Annotated in this window: 5 protein-coding genes; all 5 read right to left on the minus strand. The window is 42.7% G+C overall.

The genetic code is table 11. The annotated features are described in order from the left end of the window. Positions 1-111: 111 nt before the first annotated feature. The gene (asd, locus tag IJJ71_RS11040) at positions 112-1,209 is read right to left on the minus strand and encodes an aspartate-semialdehyde dehydrogenase (protein ID WP_296847048.1); all 1,098 of its coding nucleotides are present in this window, start codon (positions 1,207-1,209) and stop codon (positions 112-114) included. A 149-nt stretch (positions 1,210-1,358) separates the two neighbouring features. Beyond that, positions 1,359-2,273: a 4-hydroxy-tetrahydrodipicolinate synthase gene (dapA, locus tag IJJ71_RS11045; RefSeq protein ID WP_296847049.1), complete on the minus strand. Its 915-nt coding sequence runs from the start codon at positions 2,271-2,273 to the stop codon at positions 1,359-1,361. Between the two features lie 304 nt (positions 2,274-2,577). Then, positions 2,578-3,384 (minus strand): type I phosphomannose isomerase catalytic subunit, encoded by an 807-nt coding sequence (locus IJJ71_RS11050; RefSeq protein WP_296847051.1) that lies wholly within the window; start codon positions 3,382-3,384, stop codon positions 2,578-2,580. A 148-nt stretch (positions 3,385-3,532) separates the two neighbouring features. Then, positions 3,533-4,456, minus strand: coding sequence for a nucleotidyltransferase family protein (locus IJJ71_RS11055; RefSeq protein WP_296847052.1), 924 nt, complete (start codon positions 4,454-4,456; stop codon positions 3,533-3,535). Between the two features lie 156 nt (positions 4,457-4,612). After that, a partial coding sequence (locus tag IJJ71_RS11060) for an EAL domain-containing protein (protein ID WP_296847053.1) occupies positions 4,613-6,266 on the minus strand: 1,654 nt, incomplete at its 5' end.

Below are 6,266 nucleotides of genomic sequence, written 5' to 3' on the forward strand. Positions count from 1 at the left end.
AAAATACAAAACCTCAGTCTCATTTTCTGTCAGACAATGAGACTGAGGTTTATTTTTTGTCATTCTAACTACTCTCTGTGAGCTCTGTGAACTCTGTGAGGAATTTAAAATTTAGTCAAAAAATCCTTTTGCTTTGAGCAGCTCTGCATTGAGAATACCGCCGAGAGCGGCACCACGTTTTGTGTTGTGGCTCAATGCTACGAACTTGATGTCGAACACATTGCACTTGCGCAAGCGGCCAAGAACACATGCCATGCCTTTTTCTGTGTCGCGGTCACGGTTTGGCTGCGGGCGGTTCTCTTCTTCGCGGTAAACAATCGGGTGCTCTGGTGCGCTAGGCAACTTGAGTTCCTGCGGCAAAGAAGTGAATTCTCGCCATACACGAAGAACTTCCTCAAGGCTCGGCTTTTTGTCTTCCGGCAAATCGAACTCAAGGTTTACGCTTGCCGTGTGTCCGTCAATTACAGGAACACGAGTACAAGTTGAAGAAACGATTGGGCCTTGAGCATTCTCAATCTTTCCGTCTTTTACAGAACCCAAAATCTTCAAGCATTCTTTTTCTGTTTTTTCTTCCTCACCGCCAATGTATGGAACGATGTTATCAATCATGTCGAATGAAGGAACGCCTGGGTATCCAGCTCCTGAGACAGCCTGCAAAGTTGTTACAATCATGCGCTTAACTGGGTAGCCTGCCTGCTGCAAAGCGTAGAGCGGCATCATGTAAGTCTGCAAAGAGCAGTTTGGCTTAACGGCAACAAAGCCCTTGTCCCATCCGTGATGCTTTTTCTGCTCGGCGATTACATCGAGGTGAGAGTAGTTGATTTCCGGGATGAGCATCGGAACATCCTCAGTCCAGCGGTTTGCACTTGCATTAGAAACGACCGGGATTCCTTCTTCTGCATAAGCTGATTCCAAAGCTTTGATTTCCTCTTTACCCATTTCGAGAGCTGAGAAAACGAAACGACACTTGCCGAGAGCTGCTTTCGGGTCATTTGCGTCCTGAACGATCAAATCTTTTACATCGCAAGGAATGTTTGCACCGATGAGCCATCGGTTAGCGACAGCATCTTTATAAGCCTTTCCAGCTGAGCGTGGAGAAGCCGCAACATAAGTTACCTTGAACCAAGGATGATCTTCCAACAACTTAATATATCTCTGGCCAACCATACCAGTTGCGCCCAAAACACCAACACAAATCTTATCTGCCATAATAATTTCTCCTAGAATTTGAACCACAGATTAACACAGATTACACGGATTAAAGTCTTTGTCATACGAAAATCTTTCTTATTATTACGAAGGATTTTCAATTAAGAAATTCAAAATCTGTGCCATCTGTGTAATCTGTGGTTTTTATATTACAAATTACACTCTTTGAGTGCTTTTTCGATGATTTTTTTTGCTTCGTCTGTTACATCAACTAATGGCAATCGGCATGGACCTGCTGCCATTCCTTTGAAGTTCATTGCGTATTTGATTGATGTCGGGTTTCCGTCAACGAATGCTGCCTTGAAGAACGGCATGAGGCGGTAGTGAATCTTTCTTGCGCCCTCAAGATCTCCGTCCAAAGCTTTGTTTGCCATCTCTGTGACGATTGCTGGAGCGAGGTTTGAAACTACGGAAATGATTCCGTCGCCGCCCATTGCAATCAATGGCAAAGTGAGACCGTCATCACCGCTCAAAACGGCAAAATCTGGCTTCTTTGACTTAATCTGTGCGATAACGTCCATCATCTGATTGATGTTGCCGCTTGCTTCCTTGACACCAACGATGTTCGGCAATTCGGCGATTCGAGCCAAAGTGTCGGTTGTGATGTTAGTGCCTGTTCGACCCTGAATATTGTAAACAACGATAGGAATTCCTACCTTTGATACTTCCTCGAAGTGGCGGAAAATGCCTTCTTTTGATGGTTTGTTGTAGTATGGAGTGACGACCAGTGCTGCGTCTGCCCCAGCTTTTTTTGCGCGCTCGCAGTATTTGACTGCATCTTTAGTGTTGTTGCTTCCCGCTCCGAGAACGACTGGAATTTTTTTGCCAGATTTTTTCTCGAATGATTTGACTTCTTCCATGACAATCTCAATGAGTTTGTCTTCTTCTGAGCCTGGAGTCTCGTCCAATGTGGGAGTTTCAGCTGTAGTTCCGAGCGGAACAAGACCGTCAATGCCCTGCTCCAACTGGAACTTTACATTTGCTCTGAAACCTTCGTAATCCACCGAGCCGTCTTTGTTCATCGGTGTGATCATAGCCGTAAAGGCACCGCGCAATTTAACCATTTTTAAACCTCGTTTTCTTAGGTAAAAGTGAGACTATTTTAATAAAAAATCAATAAATATACAACGGAAAAATGAAAAAGGAAAACGGAAGGTTGAAAGTGGAAAATTTTTATGGCGCGAATCTTCGGGCTACGGGCTATTCGTGGTTCCGCTAGTCGCTTCATTCCCCAACTTAAATGTTGGGGAACGGCTTCGCCGCCACTACTATCCCGCGCGGGCATTTTTGTGATAATCAAGCATTTGCGTGCAGTAACAGGTAAGGACGAGCGAAGCAATGTCCTGTATAATTACTAATTGCTCATTGCTAATTGCTCATTATCCGAATCACTTCGCCTTTTCCTTCGAGCGTGATTTTTTCACCGGGAAGCAAAGCAAAGATTTCTTCGGCTTTAAAAGATTCTTCTGTTTTTGAGCCGTCTTTTGCTGTTGCTCGGATTGTTCCTTCACCTTCTGAGATAAAGACAAGTTCTGGCAATTTTGAAGAAGGAGAAACCAAGAAAGAATATCCGCCTTTTAATGGCTCTTTTTTGAGGGCGAAATACTTGCACTCAAATTCTTCGCCGAGCGGAGCAATCTTCTGTCTTTTTTCGTTTTTGATGACCTCAACGCCCTTTTCGATGTGGACTTCTCGAGGACGGCCCCAGTCGTAGAGACGGTAAGTGATATTGCAGCTCTGCTGGACTTCCAAAAGCCTCAAACCGCCACCAATCGCGTGAACCGTTCCCGACGGAATGAAAATAAAGTCGCCTTTTTTGACTTCAACACGGTCGAGATGATTTTCGAGAGTATTTGTTTTGATTGATTCGCGAAGTTCTTCCTTTGAAGGATTTCCTTTGAGGCCGTAGACCAAGCTTGCACCCGGCTCCGCGTTGAGCACATACCAGCACTCAGTCTTTCCTCGCTCATGTTCGCCTTCGAGCCGTTTTGCATCATCGTCATCAGGATGAACCTGAACTGAAAGCGTATCATTTGCCTGAATCACTTTTACAAGAAGCGGATAATCCCCCGCAATCTTCTTAAAATCTTCCTGACATCCATCTGCATGGGTAGAAGCAATCCAATCCTCATACCCCCAAACCTTTTCCGAACGAATAGGATTTAGTCTTAGCATAGAAACTCCAAAAAATTAACCACAGATTACACAAATTACACAGATTAGGTATTTGTTATACGGGAGTCGCCAAATTAAATCTGAAATATCATCGTATCTCAAACTTATAATCTGTGTTCATCTGTGACATCTGTGGTTTCTATGTTTATTATTTCTCCCATAATTTTTCAGGGTAATATCCTGAAGCTATTTTCTTTGCGATTTCGGCTTTTACGACTTCTTTGTCTTCCGGGTAAGTCATGCCGAACCAGCTTTCATCGCTTGTGAAAACTTTAATTCTGCCCTCACCGTTTTTGATAATGTCGCTTGCCGCAACTGGCAGAAGAGCTTCGGCTTTTGGCAATCCAAGGCTTGTTTTCTTGAAATTTGCCCAATATTCTTCGAATCCCTCGAATGCTTTTGGTGAGAAGCCAAAAAGATTCATGCTGACAGTTTCTTTTCCTGTCAGTGAGATTTTTTTGCCGTCAAGCTCGGAAATGATTTCGTTTCCTTCAAAATGCTCGCCTGTGTAATAGATTTTTGTGTTTTCAACGATTGATTTGAGGTAGCCGCCCTCAGTCTGGGCAACACCACGGCTTACAGAACCGTTACGGCTCATTGTGTTTCCGAGGACATAGCCGACCATTGCGTGCTCAGTGCAGTCGTTATTAATAGAAGAAAGATATTTTCCCAATGTGTCGAATGCATCGCGGCCATAATAGTCATCGGCATTGATTACTGCAAAAGGCTCGTTGATTGCCTGCTTTGCGCAAAGAACGGCATGAATTGTGCCCCACGGCTTTGCCCGTTCTGCAGCCTGTTTCTGTTCTTCTTCGGTTAAAAGTGCTGTTGGAGTCTGGAAAACATATTCTGCGTCAAAGTTTCGTGCAACCCGGTCAAAAAGCCGTTCGCGGAAGTCTTTTTCAATATCTTTTCTGATAATATAAACGATTTTTCCAAATCCGCATTTTTTTGCATCATAAGCCGCAAAGTCCAAAAGACATTCATCATTTTTTCCTACGGAGTCAATCTGTTTAACTCCACCATATCGGCTACCCATTCCAGCCGCAAGTACAAGTAATGTTGGTTTCATATAAATTCCTTTTTAATAGAATAACACTTTAGTTTAGTTTTATCCACTAAAAAAATAATTTGCAATTTACAACTTTCACTTTTAATACAAAAAATTCAACTTCCAATGTACAACTTCCACTTTTCAATTTACAACTTTCAATTTTCAATTTTCAACTTACCTGTGTCTTTTCAAGAATTGTATGAATTCATCTTCACGGAGAGGCTTTGAGTAGAAATATCCCTGAACCTGATCGCACTTGATTTTCCTCAGGAAGTCACGCTGCTCCTCAGTCTCAACGCCTTCGAAAATCGTCTGCTTTTTAAGGTTTTTGCCGAGCACGACAAGAGTTTGAATGAAGCTTTCGGCAGTTTCATCAAGCCGTCCGTTTACCGCATCGTTTGCAAAAAGGAATGAGCGGTCAAATTTGAGGATGTTGACCGGAATTGATGAGAGCATGTTCAGTGAAGATTCGCCGGAACCAAAATCATCCATTGCGACCTTGAATCCTTCTTTCTGAAGCATGATTGTAATGTCACGCAGAAGATTTTTGTCCAGTGTCGCCCGTTCCAAAAGCTCGACTTCAACCTGAGCCGGAGTGATGCTGTATTTTTTGAGAAGACCTGTAAAAGCGTGGACGAATTTGTCCGGCTTGTCATGATTTCGCGATACATTCACTGAAATTGGAACAGTCGGCTGGCCAGTGTCCATGCACTTTCTTATGAATTTGAAAACTTCCTCATAAACATAAAAATCCAGCTTTACGATGAAGTTGTTTCGCTCGAACAGTGGCACGAAAGAATTTGGCGGCATATATCCGAGTTTAGGACTTTGCCATCGGACAAGAGCTTCGGCACCAACAACTTTTTCCGTTGCAAGGTCAATTTTCGGCTGATACATTACGAAGAATTCCTTGCCGGCGAGGGCTGTTTCCATGTGTGTTTCAATGAAATTCTCATTCTTTGATTTTTGAAGCAGTTTTTCATCGTAAATTGCAAATTGCTGGAGCGCGTTTTCCTTAATCGTGCTTTTTGCAAAACTTGCCCGGCTGATTAAAATCTGAATGCTTGGCGTATCATCCTGTTTGTTCGGAAGATAGAATGCAAGACCGAATTTTGGAATGAATGGAATCTCGTTTTTCTTTGAGTTTTCCATTGTTGTTTTGAGCCTGGTTTTGAACTGCTTCATCGCGGAGTGAACGGAATTGATTTTTATGAACACAAAAAAGTGATCTGCGTAGCCACGGCACAAAATTCCGTCAAAATGCTTCGTTGTCTCGTAAATTCTTTTTGAGAACAGCAAAAGGAGCTTGTTTGCCTGACTTTCGCCGTAATTCTGGTTGATGAATTTGAATCCCCGGATGTCACATTCTATGAGGATGAATTTTGATTTCGGATAACGCTTGATAAGTTTGTTCGCTTCTTTTTCAAAATAACTTCGTACCCAAAGGTGAGTCAGCGAGTCGATGTGGGTTGATAAAATCTGGTGCTTTTCGAGCATCTTGTGAACCCAGGTTTCAAGCAGGAGAATCAAGGAAAGCGAAATGATGATGATTTCGATTATGAAATTGTGGTAAACCTTCTGTTCCTTGGAGAGTTTTTTGAAATCTTCTTTTGGAACGGAAAGCGAGATAGTCCACGGAGTTGATTCAATTCCTTTGTGAAAGATATAAACATCGAAACCGTCCGTACTTGTACTTTCCTTTACATAGAATTCACCGCTCGTTGTAGTGAAAATTTTGTCCTTGTACTTCCACGGAGAATAGACCCAGTTCGTCCATTTTGAATCATAGTGATAAATAAGCCTTTTGTTTGCATCGCGGATGGAAAAT

It is taken from the genome of Treponema sp. (genome assembly GCF_017430385.1).
Classification (GTDB): domain Bacteria; phylum Spirochaetota; class Spirochaetia; order Treponematales; family Treponemataceae; genus Treponema_D.